The organism is Cereibacter changlensis JA139, from assembly GCF_003034985.1.
Lineage (GTDB): Bacteria > Pseudomonadota > Alphaproteobacteria > Rhodobacterales > Rhodobacteraceae > Cereibacter > Cereibacter changlensis.
In genome coordinates this window covers 1-15,952 of sequence record NZ_PZKG01000019.1, presented here as the reverse complement: position 1 = coordinate 15,952, position 15,952 = coordinate 1, and the positions used below count along the sequence as shown (strand labels likewise).

Here is a 15,952-nt window from a genome sequence, read left to right as displayed (position 1 = left end):
ATGACATGAAAAAGACGCTTCTGGTGGCGGGGCTTGCCTCGATGCTTTCGACGACCGCGATGGCCGAGAATGTCGGCGTGTCCATGGCGCTGTTCGACGACAACTTCCTGACCGTGCTGCGCAACGGCATGACCGATTATGCCGCCACGCTGGACGGGGTGAACGTGCAGGTCGAGGATGCCGGCAACGATGTCGGCAAGCAGCTCGATCAGGTGAAGAACTTCATCGCCTCGGGCGTCGACGCCATCGTGGTGAACCCGGTCGATACCTCGGCGACGCAGGCGATCTCGGACGCGGCGGCGGCGGCGAATGTGCCGCTGGTCTACGTGAACCGCGAGCCGGTGAACGTCGACACGCTGCCCGACAGCCAGGCCTATGTCGCCTCGAACGACATCGAATCCGGCACGCTGCAGACCAAGGAGGTCTGCCGTCTGCTGAAGGAGGCGGGCAAGACCGAGGCCAACATCCTGGTGATCATGGGCGAGCTGTCGAACCAGGCCGCCGTGGTGCGGACCAAGGACATCCATGACGTGATCGCGACGGATGAATGTTCGTTCATGAAGATCGTCGATGAGCAGACCTCGAACTGGCAGCGCGACCAGGCGGCCAACCTGATGACCAACTGGCTGTCCTCGGGGGTGCAGTTCGATGCGGTGATCGCCAACAACGACGAGAGCGCGGTGGGCGCGATCCAGTCGATGAAGGCGGCGGGCGTGGGCATGGAGGATGTCGTCGTCGCCGGCATCGACGCGACGCAGGACGCGCTGGCGGCGATGGCGGCGGGCGATCTGGACGTGACCGTGTTCCAGGACGCGGCGGGGCAGGGGCAGGGCGCGCTGGATGCGGCGCTGAAACTGGCCAAGGGCGAGGCGGTGGAGCAGAAGGTCTACATCCCCTTCCAGCTGGTGACGCCGGACAACATGCAGGACTTCATGGCGAAGAACTGATCGCCTGAGACGGACGCACCGGGCCGGGGCGGCGAGACTGCCCCGGCCGACCACCAAGGGGGAGAGGAAATCATGGCCGTGAGCGCCGTATCAGCGCGGACAGACAGCCAGTCGCGGCCGGTCAGGCCGCCGGAGATGAACGTCTTCATCGGGCTTCTGGTGATCGCCCTCGTCTTCGAGGCGCTGGGCTGGCTGTTCATCGGGCAGAGCTTCGTCTTCAACCTGCAGCGGCTGCAGATCATCATCCTGCAGGTCTCGATCGTCGGGATCATCGCCATCGGGGTGACGCAGGTCATCATCACCGGCGGGATCGATCTCTCGTCGGGCTCCATCGTCGGGGCGACGGCGATGATCGCCATGAGTTTTGCCCAAAGCTCCGACTATGCAAGGGCGGTCTATCCGGCGCTGACCGACCTGCCGGTGATCGTGCCGATCCTCGTGGCGCTGGTGATCGGCGGCCTCGCCGGGTCGATCAACGGGGCGCTGATCGCCTATACCAAGATCCCGCCCTTCATCGCCACTCTGGGGATGATGGTGGCGGCGCGCGGCGTGGCCAAGTGGTACACCAAGGGCCAGCCGGTGTCCTTCCCGACCGAGAGCTATGCCTGGATCGGCGCGGGGCTGAACCCGGTGATCATCTTCCTCGTGCTGGCGCTGCTGTTCCATCTGGCGCTGAAATACACGGTCTACGGCAACCACACCTATGCCATCGGCTCGAACCAGCAGGCAGCCCGCGTCTCGGGCATCCGGGTGGAGCGGCATCTGGTGATGGTCTATGCCATCGCCGGGATGCTTGCCGGGATCGCGGCGCTGGTGCTGTCGTCGAAGAACGTCACGGCGCAGGCCGGGATGGGGATGATGTACGAGCTCGACGCCATCGCCATGGCCGTGATCGGCGGCGTGTCGCTGGCGGGCGGGCGCGGGTCGGTCGTCGGCACGGCGCTGGGGATGCTGATCTTCGGGGTCATCATCTCGGGCTTCACCTTCCTCCGGATCGACGCCTACTATCAGGAGATGATCAAGGGCGTGATCATCGTGGCGGCCGTGGTGGCCGATGTGGCGCGCCAGCAGCGCCGGGCGAAGGCGGTGTGAGATGAGCAAGGTCATTCTGGAAACCCGCGGCCTGACCAAACGCTACGGCGGCGTGCATGCGCTGGAAGACGCGAATTTCGTGCTGCACGAGGGCGAGCATGTTGCGGTGGTCGGCGACAACGGCGCCGGCAAATCCACCTTCGTGCGGCAGATCACGGCGGTGGAGCAGCGCACCTCGGGACAGATCTTCTTCGACGGGCGGGAGGTGAATTACGCCGGTCCGCTGGAGGCGCGGGAGAGCGGGATGGAAACGGTGTTCCAGAACCTCGCGCTGGCCGATGATCTCGACGTGCCCTCGAACCTCTATCTTGGGCGCGAGCTGATCAAGTTCAACCTCGGGCCGTTCTCGATCCTCGACCGCAAGGCGATGCGCGAGCGGACGCAGGCGGCGCTGGACCGGACGGCGGTGCGGATCCCGAACCTTTCCAACCCGATCCGCAACATGTCGGGCGGCCAGCGGCAATGCGTGGCCATCGCCCGGGCGGCGGCCTTTGCCTCGAAGCTCATCATCATGGACGAGCCGACGGCGGCGCTGGGGGTGCAGGAGACGGGGCAGGTCGAGAACATCATCCGCGGGCTGAAGGAGCGCGGCGTGCCGCTGATCCTCGTCAGCCACAACCTGCGGCAGGTCTTCGATCTGGTGGACCGGATCGTGGTGTTCCGCCGCGGGCGCATCGTCGCCTCGCTGCGCGCGGACGAGACCGACGGCAACGACATCGTCAGCTACATCACCGGGGTCAAGGGGCAGTCGGACGTGGCCTATGTCTGAACCCTGTGGCATCTGGGGCTGACCCACCGGGGCCCGCCCGGAAGACGCAACGGCCGCAGCGGCCAAGATTCGAGGAAACTATGACGGTAAGATTCGGGCTTCTGGGCGCCGGGCGCATCGGCAAGGTGCATGCCAAGGCGATCTCGGGCGATGCGCAGGCCGAGCTTGTGGCGGTGGCGGATGCCTTCCCCGAGGCGGCGCTGGCAATCTCGGCGCAATACGGCTGCGCGGTGCGCACCATCGAGGATATCGAGGCCGCGGCGGATATCGACGCGGTGGTGATCTGCACCCCGACCGACACCCATGCCGACCTGATCGAACGCTTTGCCCGGGCCGGCAAGGCGATCTTCTGCGAGAAGCCGATCGACCTGTCGCTGGAGCGGGTGAAGGCCTGTCTGGCCGTGGTGCGCGAGACCAAGGCCACGCTGATGGTCGGCTTCAACCGCCGCTTCGATCCGCATTTCCAGGCGGTGCGGGCCGAGATCGACGCGGGGACCATCGGCGAGGTGGAGATGGTGACCATCGTCTCGCGCGATCCGGGCCTGCCGCCGCTCGACTATCTGCCGCGCTCGGGCGGGATTTTCCGCGACATGACGATCCACGATTTCGACATGGCGCGGTATCTCCTGGGCGAGGAGGTCGAGACGGTTTCGGCGCAGGCTTCGGTGCTGGTCGATCCGAAGGTGGCCGAGGTGGGCGATTTCGACTCGGTCTCGGTGATGCTGCGCACGGCCTCGGGCAAGCATTGCACCATCTCGAACTCGCGCCGGGCGACCTACGGCTATGACCAGCGGATCGAAGTGCATGGCGCCGAGGGGTCGGTTCTGGCCGAGAACCAGCGGCCGATCTCGATCGAGGTGGCGAATGGCCGGGGCTACACCCGCCCGCCGCTGCATGATTTCTTCATGACCCGCTACACCGAGGCCTATGCCGCCGAGATCGCCGCCTTCATCGCGGCGCTGTCGGGCAAGGGCGCGGCTGCGCCCTCGGGCGAGGACGGGCTGGCGGCGCTGGCTCTGGCCGAGGCGGCGCTGAAATCGGTGGCCGAGGGCCGCGCGGTGGCGGTTTCGGAAATCCTCGGCTGAGCTTTCCGACGCGAGGACAGGAGGGGGCAGGGCGCGGCTCTGCCCCCTTTGTCATGGGCGGCCCCTTCCGCCCGGCGCGGATTTGCGGTTTGGTGGCGCGGAGAAGCGGAAGGACCAAACCATGCAGATGCGGGCGATACTGGAGCGGCTGATCGCCTTCGATACGGTCAGCTCCAGGCCCAACCGGGCGCTGATCGACTGGGTGCGCGACCTTCTGGCGGGCGCCGGGATCGAGTCGGTGCTGATCCCGGACGAAGGCGGCGGCAAGGCCAATCTCTATGCCACCGTGGGGCCGGAAGGCGCGGGGGTGATGCTGTCGGGCCATACCGATGTGGTGCCGGTGGAGGGCCAGCTGTGGACCCGGCCGCCCTTCGCGTTGACCGAGGAGGCGGGGCGGCTCTACGGGCGCGGCACGACCGACATGAAGGGTTTCGTTGCCTGCGCCATCGTGGTGATGCTGGAGGCGGCACAGCGCCCGCTGAAGACGCCGCTGCATCTGGCGCTGAGCTATGACGAGGAAGTTGGCTGTCTCGGCGTCGGCTCGCTGATCGACCTGCTGGAGGGCGCGCCGGTGCGGCCGGCGATGTGCATCGTGGGCGAACCGACGGGCATGATGGTGGCCACGGGTCACAAGGGCAAGATCGCGCTGCGCGCCACCTGCACCGGGCGCGAGGGCCATTCGGCGCTGGCGCCTTTGGCCCTGAACGCGCTGCATCTGGGGGCGGATTTCCTGACCGCGCTGCGGGGGGTGCAGGCGCGGCTGGCCGAGAGCGGACTGCGGGACGGCGACTATGACGTGCCCTACACGACGGTGCATGTCGGCAAGATGAACGGCGGGGTGCAGGTGAACATCGTGCCCAATGCCTGCGTGCTCGATTTCGAGATCCGCTCGCTGGCCGAGGAGGATACCGCCGCGCTGATCGACGAGATGCGCGCCCTGGCCGAGGGCATCGTCGCCCCGCTGCGGGCGGAGTTTCCCGAGGCCGACATCGTGGTGGAGCGGCTCTGGGACTATCCGGGGCTGGGGACGGCCTCCGATGCGGGGGTGGTGAACTTCGTCAAGGCGCTGACCGGGGCGAATGGCACGATCAAGGTGGCCTATGGCACCGAGGGCGGGATGTTCGCGAAGCGGCTCGGCATTCCCACGGTGATCTGCGGGCCGGGCAGCATGGCGCAGGGCCACAAGCCGGACGAATTCGTTGCGGTCGAGCAGCTTGCCCGCTGCGAGGCGCTGCTGGGCGCGCTGCTCGACCGGCTGGAGGCGGGGCTCTGATGGCTGTCACATTTTCCTCTCTGGCGGATGTGCTGGCGCATGGTTTCGACGAGGTGATCGACGTGCGCTCGCCCGCCGAGTGGCTGGAGGACCGGATGCCGGGGGCGATCAGCCTGCCGGTGCTGGACAACGAGGAGCGGGCGCGGGTCGGGACGATCTACAAGCAGGTGAACCCGTTCACGGCGCGCAAGCTCGGCGCGGCGCTGGTCGCGCGCAATGCGGCCAAGCATATCGAGGGGCCGCTGGCCGAGAAGCCGGGCGGCTGGCGGCCCTTGGTCTACTGCTGGCGCGGCGGGCAGCGGTCGAACTCCTTCGCGATGATCCTGAGCCAGATCGGCTGGCGGGTGGAGGTGGTGGCGGGCGGCTACAAGTCGTGGCGCGGGCTGGTGGTGAAGGCGCTTTACGAGACGCCTTTTCCCAGCCGGGTGGTGCTGCTCGACGGCAATACCGGCACGGCCAAGACCGGGCTCCTGCCGCTATTGAAGGCGCGGGGGGTGCAGGTCATCGATCTGGAGGGGCTGGCCAACCATCGCGGCTCGCTCTTCGGGGCGATGCCGGGCGGGCAACCGGCGCAGCGCGGCTTCGAGAGCGCGCTGGCGATGGAGGTGGCGCGGCTCGACCCTTCGCTGCCCGTGGTGATCGAGGCGGAATCGAGCAAGGTCGGCGATCTGCGCCTGCCCTCGGAGCTGTGGAAGGCGATGCGCGCCGCGCCGCGGCTGGAGATCGACGCGCCGCGAAGTGCGCGGGCGGAATATCTGGCGCGCGCCTATGCAGACATGGTGGAAGATGCCGGAAAGTTGACAGCTGTCATCGATCGGCTGCGCCCCCTGCATGCGGCGGCGGTCATCGAGGACTGGCACAAGATGGTCGCGGCGGGCGCGCATGTCGCGCTGGCCGACGATCTGATGGCCCGGCACTACGACCCGCGCTATCTGCGCCACCGCGAGCGGATCGGCGCGGCGCAGGAGACGGTGGCCGTCGAGGGGCTCGGGCCGCAGAACCTCGAGGCGCTGGCCGACCGGGTGGCGGCGCGGGTCGGGGCGCTCTGACGCGCCCGCGCGACGCGCTGGATCTCCGTCGGGGGGAACGCGACTCGCAGAGCCATCGTCACGGAAACGCGACGCTCTGGGCCGTCGTCGCTGGCTGCGGCGCGTGCTAGAACGGGAAAAAAGGAGAGCAGGATGCAGGGCCCTTTGCCGCTGGTTCAGGATCTGGTGCTGATCGGCGGGGGCCATGCCCATGCGCTGGTCCTGCGCATGTGGGGCATGGACCCGCTGCCGGGGGTGCGGCTGACCGTCATCAACCCCGGCCCGGTGGCGCCCTATACCGGCATGCTGCCCGGCCATATCGCCGGGCATTACGCCCGCGAGGATCTGATGATCGACCTCGTGCGGCTGGCGCGCTTTGCCGGGGCGCGGGTGATCCTCGACCGGGCCGTGGGCATCGACCGCGAGGCCAAGAGGGTGATCCTCGGGCGGCGCGATCCGATCGGCTATGACGTGGCCTCGATCGACGTGGGCATCGCCTCGGACCTGCCGCAGCTGGCGGGGGGCGAGCATGCGGTGGCGGCCAAGCCGCTCGGCGCCTATGCTGAGATGTGGCAGAGCTTCGTCGCCCGCCGCCTGCCGCAGCCGAAGCTGGTGGTGATCGGCGCGGGCACCGGCGGGGTGGAGCTGGCGATGGCCTCGGCCTTCCGGCTGAAGGCGGAGGGGGCGGCGCCGGAGGTGGTGCTGCTGGAGCGCGGCGAGGCGGCGCTGCCGGGGCTGGGCGAGGGGGCGCGGGCGGCGCTGCTGGCGCGGCTCGAGAGCCTCGGCGTGCGGCTGATGACCGGGGCCGAGCCCGCGCGGGTCGAGGCCGAGCGGGTGGTGCTGGCCGACGGGCGCGAGCTCGCATCGGATTTCACCCTGTCGGTGGCGGGGGCGCAGCCGCAGGGTTGGCTCAGGGCGACGGGGCTTGCCCTGCACGAGGGCTTCGTCAGCGTCGGGCCGGAGCTGCAGACCTCGGACCCCGCGATCTTCGCCGCCGGGGATTGCGCCCATCTGAGCCACGCGCCGCGTCCCAAGGCCGGGGTCTTTGCCGTGCGCGAGGCGCCGATCCTGCTGCACAACCTGCGCGCCGCGCTGTCGGGCGGGCGGATGCGGCGCTACAGGCCGCAGAGGGATTATCTCAAGCTGATCTCCTGCGGCGGCAAGGTGGCGGTGGCCGACAAGTTCGGCAAGCGGCTGGAGGGGCGCTGGCTCTGGCAGTTGAAGGACCGGATCGACCGCAAGTTCATGGAGAAATTCGCTTCCTACCCGGCGATGACTCCCGATCTGCCCGAGGTCGCCGCGACGGGGCTGCGCGAAGCGCTGGGGGCGAAGCCGCTCTGCGGCGGCTGCGGCGCCAAGGTGGGGGCGGGGGATCTGTCGGCGGCGCTGTCGCATCTGCCCGCGCCGGTGCGTGGCGATGTGGTCTGGGGGCGCGGCGACGATGCCGCCGTGCTGCGGCAGGGCGACGGGTTTCAGGTGCTGACCACCGACCATCTGCGCGCCTTCACCCATGACGCGGCGCTGATGGCGCGGATCACGGCAGTGCATGCCACGGGCGACATCTGGGCGATGGGCGCGGCACCGCAGGCGGCGCTGGCGCAGATCACCCTGCCGCGCATGGCGCCGCGGATGCAGGCGGATCTGTTGCGCGAGATCATGGAGGCGGCGAGCGAGGTCTTTTCCGCCGCCGGGGCCGATGTGCTGGGCGGGCATACTTCGGTCGGGGCGGAGCTGACGTTGGGCTTCACCGTGACGGGGCTGGCCGAGCGGATCATCGCCAAGGGCGGGGCGCGCCCGGGCGATGCGCTGGTGCTGACCAAGGCGCTTGGCACGGGCGTGGTGCTGGCCGCCGAGATGGCGGGGCAGCCGGCGCCGGGGCTCCTGCTGGGCGAGGTGGTGGAGCAGACCTACCGCCGGATGGTGCGGCCACTGGGGCCAGCCGCCTCGATCCTCGCGCCCGAGGCGCATGCGATGACCGATGTGACGGGCTTCGGCCTCGCCGGTCATCTTCTGGAGATGCTGGAGGCTTCGGGCTGCGCCGCCGAGCTCGATCTGGCTTCGGTGCCGCTGCTGCCGGGGGCGGAGCGGCTGTCGGCGGCGGGGCATGGATCGAGCCTCCTGCCCGCCAACCGCGCTTCGGCGCTGGGGCGGGTGCGGCTGACCGACAGCCCGCGCGCGGCGCTTCTGTTCGATCCGCAGACCGCGGGGGGGCTGCTGGCGGCGGTGCCGGCGCAGGCTGCCGAGCGGCTGGTGGCGGAACTGCGCGCGCTGGGCGAGCCCGCGGCGGTGATCGGGCGGGTCAGCGAGGGCGCGCCGATCCTGACGGTGACCGGCTGAGGTTGCGGAGCGGCGGGGCGCTGGCTAGGGTTTCGGGCGCGGGAGGGGCTCCATGAAATCACGGCAGCGGATCAGCATCGCCCAGACCCAGCGTCTGCAGCTGAACCTCGGGCTGGCCGCCTCGATCCGCATCCTGACCTATGATGCCTCGGGCCTCACCCGCTATCTGGAGGAGCAGGCCGGCGAGAACCCGCATCTGGCGCTGGAGCCGGCGCAGGCGGTGCCGGGCGAATGGCTGCCGCGCTGGACCGAGGCGCTGGCCGGGCTCGGCGGGCGCGGCGGCGCCTCGGTGGAGCTGGCCGCCTCGGCCGCGCCGAGCCTGATGGCGCATGTGATGCAGGCGGTGGACGGGCTGTTCCCCTCGGGCCGGCCACGCCGGCTCGCGGTGCTGCTGGCCGAGGCGCTGGAGCCTTCCGGCTGGCTCGGCCGGCCGCTGGCCGAGATCGCCGCGCAGGGCGGCGCCACCCTGCCGGAGGCCGAGGCGGTGCTGGCCCGGCTGCAGGGCATCGAGCCGACCGGGCTCTTCGCCCGCTCGCTGGCCGAATGCCTGCGGCTGCAGGCGGTGGAGGAGGGCTGTCTGGACCAGACGCTGTCCTGCATGCTGGAGCATCTCGACGTCGTCGCCGCGGGCGAGTTCACCCGGCTGGCGCGGATCTGCGCCGTGACCGAGGCGGAGATCGTCGCCCGGCTGCGGCTGATCCGCGGCTTCGATCCGAAGCCGGGCGCGCAATTCGACGCGGGCTCGGCGGCGGTGCGCGAGCCCGACCTGATCGTGACGCGCGGCGAGGAGGGCTGGCAGGTGGCGCTGAACCGCTCGGCCCTGCCCAGCGTGCGGGTGAGCCGGCCCGAACAGCGGCCGAAGACGCCGCAGGCCCGCGCCGCCTGGTCGCAGGCGCAGTCGCTGGGGCGGATGGTGGAAAGCCGCAACGCCACCCTGCTGCGGGTCGGGCGCGAGATCCTCGGCCGGCAGGAGGCGGCGCTGGAGGCCGGCATGACGGCGCTGGTGCCCATGACCATGGCCGAGGTGGCCGAGGCGGTGGAGCTGCACGAGAGCACGATCAGCCGCGTGGTGGCCGGGACCAGCGTCGACACGCCGAAGGGCACATGGTGGCTGCGCCGGCTGTTCAGCGGCCGGATCGGCGAGGCGGGGCCGTCGGCGGCGGCGCTGCGCGCGGCCCTGACGCGGCTGGTCGCGGCGGAAGATCCATCGGCCCCGCTGTCGGATGTCGCCTTGACCGAGGCTCTGGCGGCGGAAGGGGTGACGCTGGCGCGGCGCACCGTGGCCAAGTATCGCGAGATGCTGAACATTCCCCCGGCGTCGCGGCGGCGGCGCAAGAAGCCCGGACGGGCGGGTTGACCCTGGGGCATATGGCGGCGGAGCGACAGGCAAGGTCGCTCGGGGCGCTGAAGATGTGTCGCAGACCCCGCATTGTGCGGCCGGACAAGAGACGATGAGGCAGGTATGACGGTTCTTCTGGGCGTCGATACGGGTGGCACGTATACCGACGCGGTGATCGTCGATCCTGCCACCGACCGGGTGATCGGCTCGGCCAAGTCGCTGACCACAAGGGCCAATCTGGCGCTGGGGATCGGCCGCGCGGTGGATGCGGCGCTGGCGGGGGCGGGGATCGCCGCCGCCGAGGTCGCCATGGTCTCGCTCTCCACCACGCTGGCCACCAATGCGCTGGTCGAGGGGCAGGGCGGGCGCGTGGCGCTGGTGTTCATCGGCTTCGACGACAGCGATCTGGAGCGCGGCGGGCTGACCGAGGCCCTGGGCGGCGATCCGGTGATCCGGATGGCGGGCGGCCATTCCCATGCCGGGACCGAGACCGCCCCGCTCGATCTGGCGGCGCTCGGGGCGCAGGTGGCGGCGCTGGGGCCGGAGGTGATGGGCTTCGCCGTGGCCGCGCGCTTTGCAACCCGCAACCCCGCGCATGAGGTGGCGGCGCGCGAGGTGATCCGCGCCGCGACCGGGCGGCCCGTCACCTGCTCGCACGAGCTGTCGGCGCAGCTCAACGGCCCGAAGCGGGCGCTGACGGCGGTGCTGAACGCCCGGCTGATCGGCATGATCGACCGGCTGGTGAGCGCCTGCGAGGGCCATCTGCGGGCGCTGGCCATCGACGCGCCGCTGATGGTGGTGCGCGGCGACGGGGCGCTGATCTCGGCGGCGATGGCGCGCGAGCGGCCGATCGAGACGATCCTGAGCGGCCCTGCCGCCAGCATCGTCGGCGCGCGCTGGCTGACCGGGGTGGAGGATGCGCTGGTTTCGGACATCGGCGGCACCACGACCGATGTGGCGCTGCTGCGCGGCGGCCTGCCCGAGATCGATCCGCAGGGCGCGCGGGTCGGGGCCTATCGCACCATGGTCGAGGCGGTGGCAATGCGCACCACCGGGCTCGGCGGCGACAGCGAGGTGCATCTGCTGGAGGGGCTGGCAGGCGGGCTGCGGCTCGGGCCGCGTCGGCTGATCCCGGTGGCGCTGATGGCGGCGGACCATGGCGCGATGGTGCATGCGGCGCTGGACCGGGCGCTGTCGTCGGAGACCTCGGGCGATCACGACGGGCGCTTCGTGCTGCCGACGGGCCTCGAGGCGGGCGGGCTCACCCCGCGCGAGGCGGGGTTGTTGGCGCGGATCGCCGGGCCGATGCCGCTGACCGAGGCGCTGGCCAGCCGGCTCGAGGCGGCGGCGCTGGAGCGGCTGGTGGCGCGCGGGCTGGTGATGCTGTCGGGGGTGACGCCCTCGGACGCGAGCCATGTGCTGGGGCGGCTGGACAGCTGGGACGCGGCGGCCTCGGAGAAGGCGCTGCGGCTGATGGGCCGGCGGCGCAATGCGCGCGGCGAGCGCATCGCCCCCGATCCGGCGCTTCTGGCGCAGCAGATCGTCGATCAGCTGACCGCGCAGACGGTGGATTGCCTCTTGGAAGCGGCCTTCGCCGAGGAGCCGGCGTTTCAGGACGAGGAGCCGCAGGCGCTGGCGCGGCACAGCCTGATGCGGGCGGGGCTGGGCCAGCATCGCGGCGTGATCGAGATCAGCGCCCGGCTGGGCATCCCGGTGGTGGGGCTTGGCGCCTCGGCGCCGTCCTATTACGGCGCGGTGGGCGAGCGCCTGGGCTGCGAGATGATCCTGCCGGAGCATGCCGGGGTGGCCAACGCCATCGGCGCGGTGGTGGGCATGGTCTCGCAGCGCGCGACCGGGCTGGTGAGCAGCCCCGGCGAGGGCCGCTTCACCGCGCATCTACCCGGCCGGCTGCAGACCTTCCCCGACCGCGACGCGGCGCTGGAGGCGATGCAGGCGGCGCTGGTGGCCGAGGCGAGCGCAAGGGCCCGGGCGGCGGGGGCGGAGGACCTGCGGGTGACCGCCAGCAGTGACATCCGCGAGGCGCTGGTGGAGGGCCGATCGATGTTCATCGAGGCGACGCTGAGCGTCGTCGCCTCGGGCCGCCCGCGCATCGCGCGCTGAGAGAGGGGCGCGCGGCGCAAGATGCGCGATGAAGAGCGGCCCCATCGAGTTTTCCGCTTGACGCTTCCGGGCCGTTTCACTAGGCAGCGTCCACCGATGGCGAGGTAGCTCAGCTGGTTAGAGCACACGACTCATAATCGTGGGGTCGGGGGTTCGAGTCCCCCCCTCGCCACCATCGGACCCCCCACAACCTGTTGATCAAGCCCGAGCAGGCTTTCCATGTTGCCGCGGACCTCGACCAGCACGTCGCGAGACTCATCCTTCGGGTGGACCGTGATCTCCGTCACGACCCGGCGCAGAGCTTCGACTGCGGCAGCATCGAAGCGCCCATCGCCACGCTTGAGCGCCGACGAGAGGTCGGCGATTGCCCGGGTGTAGGCCGCAGCCGCCTGCGGATGCAGCTCAACAACATTCGTGTCTGCATGGACAAGGTCCAGCTCGGCCCGGGCGAGGGCGGCGGCCCGCTTCGCGTTCAGAACCTGGGCGTCCGCCTCCTGTCCCTCGATCAGCCCTCTGGCCATCATCTCAACCAGCCGCATGTATCGCGCTTGGGTATCGGCTGCGGCCCGCTCGATCTTGGCGCGGTCCTGACGGGCGGCATTTGCCAAGCGCCGCCGCTCTTCGGCATAAGAGCGCACAAACTCATTGAGATACTCCGGCCGGTCGAGCTGAGCGCGCAGGCGTTCGAAAATCGCCTCCTCGATCTTGTCGAGGCGATAGCGTGCCTTGTTGCCGCAACTGCCGCTCTCCGTCGCGGCGCTGCAGCGGATCCGGATGGCCGCGCCGTACCGGTCATGGATGCTCATGCCGCTTCCGCAGCAGGCGCAGCGGATCAGGCCGGAAAATGGGCGTGGGGGGGCCTTGGTCAGCCCGCCGCTGCTGGCCGCCGCTGATTGCTTCAGGTAGCGGGCAAAGGCCTCCTCGAACAGCTCCCGCGGCACGATGCGCAGGTGCTCTGCCTCCACCTCCTGCCGGTTTTCAATCGGGTTCTCGCGATTGACCCGTCGCCCTGTGTCCGGATCCCTGACCATGGTGACCCGATTCCAGACGAGGCGGCCGTCGTACATCGGATTTCGCAGGATGCCGTAGCCGCGAGTGGGGTTTCCGTTCAGCGTGGACGCGTTCCAACGCCGTCCGCGCGGCGGAGAGATGCCGCGGTCGTTTAACTCCCCTGCGATCGTCCGCGGGCTCTTGCCACTGACGTAGGCCGAGAAGATCTCGCAGATCGTCTCGGCTTCATGCGGGATGATCTCGCGCTTTCCCGGCTCTCCCGGCACGGGGCGATAGCCGTAGGTCTGTCCGCCGGCGTGCCGGCCGTCGCGGATCACGCCCGCCAAGCCGCGTTTGGTCTTCGCCTTGAGCGCATCGAGAAACATGGTGCCCATCAAGCCGCGCAGGCCAACCGAGACTGAGTCCGCTATGCCCTCGTGGACGGTGCGGATCTCGATGCGCGCAAAGCTCAGACGTTTGTGGATATGCGCGAGGTCCTCCTGGTCGCGCGACAGCCGGTCCAGCGCCTCGACGATCAGGACATCGAAGCGCCGAGTCTTCGCCTGTTCCATCATGCGCGCCAGCCCGTCGCGGCCAAAGATGCTGGCGCTGGTCTTGGCTCTGTCCTCGAAGGTGGCGACGACGATCAGCTGATTCCGGTCGGCGTAGTCCCGGCAGAGCGCCAGCTGATCATCAATCGATCGTTCGTCCTGGAGCTCTGTGGAGTAGCGGGCGTAGACTGCGGCGCGGCATCCTTGCGGCATTCCAATTCTCCGGTCTGGTCTTGGGCATGATGCCGCGCCGCGAGGCTTCGAGCCAGTGCCCGAACAAACGCCATGAGCTCATCCGTATCGTGCTCCCTGGCCATGATATCCCGTTTGCCGCCGGGTCGCGGAGTGGCAGTCATGGCCTGATCCTTTGCGCTGACGCGCGATCAGCCTGCGTCTGCCAGTGATATGACGCAGATATCGGGTGCTGCAGTGACTGCTCGACTCCGCGCAGCGCCAGAAAACAGCGTACGGTGCTCTCGCTCCCGCCCTCATCACCGGCCATCGGCTGCGCCCTCATGCCGCAGCCTCCCGCTCAGCATGTCCGCCCCATTGCTCGGCGATCGCTTCGGCGAGGCCGGTGAAGGTGCGGCTGCGGATCTTCCAGCGGTCGGGGCCGGGGCTGGCGCGGTGGATGGCGGACCAAGCCTTGTGTTCGTCGGTCCCGGGCTTCGGCGGGGTCAGGCGGTTAGTCGGGGTGAGCGGCGGCAGGCCGCGGCGGTAGAAGCCGGTGGCCTTGAAGAAGGGCTCGCCGAACCACCAGGGCTGGACGATCTGCGGCCGGGGCAGGTCGGGCGGCAGGCGCTCGGCGGCGTGTCGGTGCATCACCGGGTTCTCGATCGCCACCCTGTCGATCGGCGCGCTCCAGCAGGCGGAGAAGAGCGACGCGCCCTCCTCGAGCAGCCGCCACATGACGGCGAGCCGCGCCTCGCGGCCGAGATCCGGCCAGGCGGCGCGCTCCTCGGCGCTCGCCTCCTTCGGCGCGTGCTTGGGCGGCTCGTGCAGCCAGCGCACACCGCTGTTGCAGAGCCGGGTGCAGGGCGGGTGCATGACGGCGAGCAGGTCCCATCCCATGTGCAGCATGTCGCGGATATCGCCGACGAGATGGCGGTTGCTGCCGTCCTCGGCCGGCAGCAGGTCGCAGGACCAGGCGTCGTGGCCGCGGGCGGCGAAGGCGCGGCGCACCCGGCCGGAAGTCTCGCAGCCGACGAGGACGCGGAGGGCTTGGGCCATCTTCCCCTCCCTCAGGCGCGGCCGGAGCGTTCGTGCTCCGGGGCGCGGGCGGGGGCGGTGAACTGCGGGCGTAGGCCGGTATCCTGCTCGACCCGATCGGCCAGCACCTCCTGCATCAGAGCGAGGAAACCCGCCTTGCGGGCGGTGTTGCCGGTGACCGCCGCCATGGCGATGGAGCCGAGCGGCGCGGCTCCCTCCATCGTCCCGCCGGCGGCGTGATAGGCGACCCACCAGTCGCCCTCGACCCGCAGCGCGAGCCGGCCGACGCTCCGCGCCTCAGCCAACGGAGCGCTCCGCCGGCACGACGGAGGCGACCGCCTCGGGGGTGGTGCCGAGCCGGCGGGCAACATCACGGCGCAGAAGCGCGAGATCGTGCAGCTGCTGGATGCGTCCTACGATGTGAAGGCCGGGCGCTACGTGGGCGGCGAGACCGATCAGACGGTCGCCGCCTCGCTGCCGGGGTCCTGCCGGGCTGGGTCGCCTCGGTGCGCGAGGATCTCTACGGGCCGGCGGGCGGCAACGAGGAGATCGAGGGCTCTTGGCCGATCTGCGCCGGGAGTTCGCCGCCATGGCCGCGCGGGATGCGGCGATCGAGGCGGCGCGCGCCGAGCTGGCCGAGGCGCGGGGCATCCTCGGCACGATGCTGAAGCGGCTGGAGGCGATCCGGGCGGCGGTGGGGCCGAAGGCGGTGCGGGCATGACGCGGGAGGACATCCTCGCCACCGCCAGCCGGCTGGTGACGGTCGAGCGGGCGGCGACGCATGGCGCGCTCGACGAGGGGCTCGGGCGGATCGGCGATCTCTGGAGTATCTATCTCGGCCAGCCGGTGACGGCGGTCGACGCGGCGGCGATGCTGGCGCTGATGAAGGTCGCGCGGCTCGTCGAGAACCCGCGCCATGCCGACAACTGGATCGACCTCGCCGGCTATGCGGCCTGCGGCGGCGAGCTCGCCACGGGGGCCGGGTCATGACGCGGATCTCCGACAGCGACCGGGCGCTGATCGACGCGGCGCTGGCGGCGGGCCGGCTGCGGCGGATCCCGCGCGGGGTCTCGGGCCTGCCCGTGGCGGTCTGGGACGGGGCGAAGCTGATCTATCCGGAGAAGGACGGCGCTCCGGCGCCGAAGCAGGGCTTGAGCTTCGCGCGCACCACCGCGCCGCCGGAGCTCAGGGCGCGGCGGGCGGCGGTAGCC

At 70.4% G+C, this 15,952-nt stretch carries 15 protein-coding genes and 1 tRNA gene; 13 read left to right on the top strand and 3 right to left on the bottom strand.

Going from position 1 to position 15,952, the window contains the following annotated elements; all coding sequences use genetic code 11:
• The first annotated feature begins 5 nt into the window (after positions 1 to 5).
• From C5F48_RS06375 to C5F48_RS06330, 10 genes are all read left to right on the top strand, one after another.
• Positions 6 to 947, top strand: coding sequence for a sugar ABC transporter substrate-binding protein (locus tag C5F48_RS06375; RefSeq protein WP_107663075.1), 942 nt, complete (start codon positions 6 to 8; stop codon positions 945 to 947).
• 78 nt (positions 948 to 1,025) lie between these two features.
• Positions 1,026 to 2,039: an ABC transporter permease gene (locus tag C5F48_RS06370; protein WP_425451786.1), complete on the top strand. Its 1,014-nt coding sequence runs from the start codon at positions 1,026 to 1,028 to the stop codon at positions 2,037 to 2,039.
• A 1-nt stretch (position 2,040) separates the two neighbouring features.
• Complete coding sequence (locus tag C5F48_RS06365; protein ID WP_107663073.1) at positions 2,041 to 2,808, top strand: ATP-binding cassette domain-containing protein; 768 nt, start codon at positions 2,041 to 2,043, stop codon at positions 2,806 to 2,808.
• A gap of 80 nt (positions 2,809 to 2,888) precedes the next feature.
• Entirely contained in the window at positions 2,889 to 3,893 is a 1,005-nt protein-coding gene (iolG, locus tag C5F48_RS06360; protein WP_107663072.1) for an inositol 2-dehydrogenase, read from the top strand.
• Positions 3,894 to 4,014: 121 nt separating this feature from the next.
• Positions 4,015 to 5,166 carry an acetylornithine deacetylase gene (gene argE, locus C5F48_RS06355; RefSeq protein ID WP_107663071.1) on the top strand — a complete coding sequence of 384 codons (1,152 nt, stop codon included), beginning with the start codon at positions 4,015 to 4,017 and terminating at the stop codon, positions 5,164 to 5,166.
• On the top strand, positions 5,166 to 6,215 hold the full coding sequence (mnmH, locus tag C5F48_RS06350; protein ID WP_107663070.1) for a tRNA 2-selenouridine(34) synthase MnmH: 1,050 nt from the start codon (positions 5,166 to 5,168) through the stop codon (positions 6,213 to 6,215). Before argE ends, mnmH begins: the two co-directional genes overlap by 1 nt.
• 132 nt (positions 6,216 to 6,347) lie before the next feature.
• The gene (selD, locus tag C5F48_RS06345) at positions 6,348 to 8,531 is read left to right on the top strand and encodes a selenide, water dikinase SelD (protein ID WP_107663069.1); all 2,184 of its coding nucleotides are present in this window, start codon (positions 6,348 to 6,350) and stop codon (positions 8,529 to 8,531) included.
• A gap of 52 nt (positions 8,532 to 8,583) precedes the next feature.
• On the top strand, positions 8,584 to 9,888 hold the full coding sequence (gene rpoN / locus C5F48_RS06340; RefSeq protein ID WP_107663068.1) for an RNA polymerase factor sigma-54: 1,305 nt from the start codon (positions 8,584 to 8,586) through the stop codon (positions 9,886 to 9,888).
• Between the two features lie 105 nt (positions 9,889 to 9,993).
• On the top strand, positions 9,994 to 11,991 hold the full coding sequence (locus tag C5F48_RS06335; RefSeq protein WP_107663067.1) for a hydantoinase/oxoprolinase N-terminal domain-containing protein: 1,998 nt from the start codon (positions 9,994 to 9,996) through the stop codon (positions 11,989 to 11,991).
• Between the two features lie 98 nt (positions 11,992 to 12,089).
• Positions 12,090 to 12,166 (top strand) — tRNA-Met (locus tag C5F48_RS06330).
• On the opposite strand, the gene C5F48_RS06325 is transcribed toward C5F48_RS06330, so the two are convergent.
• From C5F48_RS06325 to C5F48_RS06315, 3 genes are all read right to left on the bottom strand, one after another.
• Positions 12,123 to 13,745, bottom strand: coding sequence for a recombinase family protein (locus C5F48_RS06325; RefSeq protein ID WP_107663110.1), 1,623 nt, complete (start codon positions 13,743 to 13,745; stop codon positions 12,123 to 12,125). The two genes, C5F48_RS06330 and C5F48_RS06325, sit on opposite strands and share 44 nt — an antisense overlap.
• A 300-nt stretch (positions 13,746 to 14,045) precedes the next feature.
• Entirely contained in the window at positions 14,046 to 14,762 is a 717-nt protein-coding gene (locus C5F48_RS06320; protein WP_107663066.1) for a hypothetical protein, read from the bottom strand.
• Between the two features lie 11 nt (positions 14,763 to 14,773).
• The gene (locus C5F48_RS06315) at positions 14,774 to 15,046 is read right to left on the bottom strand and encodes a hypothetical protein (protein WP_107663065.1); all 273 of its coding nucleotides are present in this window, start codon (positions 15,044 to 15,046) and stop codon (positions 14,774 to 14,776) included.
• A gap of 254 nt (positions 15,047 to 15,300) precedes the next feature.
• On the opposite strand from C5F48_RS06315, the gene C5F48_RS25085 reads away from it, so the two are divergent.
• The 3 genes from C5F48_RS25085 to C5F48_RS06305 form a co-directional block, all read left to right on the top strand.
• Entirely contained in the window at positions 15,301 to 15,462 is a 162-nt protein-coding gene (locus C5F48_RS25085) for a hypothetical protein (protein WP_181247674.1), read from the top strand.
• On the top strand, positions 15,459 to 15,731 hold the full coding sequence (locus C5F48_RS06310; protein WP_107663064.1) for a DUF6378 domain-containing protein: 273 nt from the start codon (positions 15,459 to 15,461) through the stop codon (positions 15,729 to 15,731). Before C5F48_RS25085 ends, C5F48_RS06310 begins: the two co-directional genes overlap by 4 nt.
• Positions 15,728 to 15,952, top strand: a 225-nt coding sequence (locus C5F48_RS06305; RefSeq protein WP_146170563.1) for a hypothetical protein, incomplete at its 3' end; no start/stop codon positions are given. The genes C5F48_RS06310 and C5F48_RS06305, both read left to right, overlap by 4 nt.